The 424-nt window shown below is 55.7% G+C and carries 1 pseudogene; it reads right to left on the reverse strand.

Annotated elements, in window-relative coordinates:
• A pseudogene (locus BQ17_RS02195) lies at window positions 1-269 on the reverse strand (hypothetical protein); the annotation flags it as partial.
• Window positions 270-424: the final 155 nt, after the last annotated feature.

Genomic DNA, 424 nt, shown 5'->3' on the forward strand with positions numbered 1-424 from the left:
ACCAGGGTGCCCAGCTTGTTGGAGAGCTCCCCCCACTTTTTGTTCATCTCCCGAAGCTGCCGGCGCGTCTCGTCCTTAAAGTCGCGCATTTCATCCTTGAATACACGCATTTCGTCCTTGAATACGCGCATTTCGTCCTTGAATAGGCGCAGCTCCGCTTCCGTCTGCAGCTGTGAGTTGTAAAGCCGGTTGAACTGGACGTCGGCACTCCTGACGAAATCCTGCACGGTCTGTTCGAGGCTGTCGATGCGCTCGATGACGGCTGCCATAATCAGCTCCGAGAATCTTAAGAAACCGCCGGGAAAAATAGCCGGCTCACGGCCCGGATGCAAGGGAAGGAGTCAGTCGGCAGTGGCTCAGTTTGAAAATTTTATGCTTGGCCGCTCACTTTCCGGCCCATTTAACGCCAGGACGCAATGGCGCC

Source organism: Candidatus Thiosymbion oneisti, from assembly GCF_900092655.1.
Taxonomy (GTDB): Bacteria; Pseudomonadota; Gammaproteobacteria; order Chromatiales; family Chromatiaceae; genus Thiosymbion; species Thiosymbion oneisti.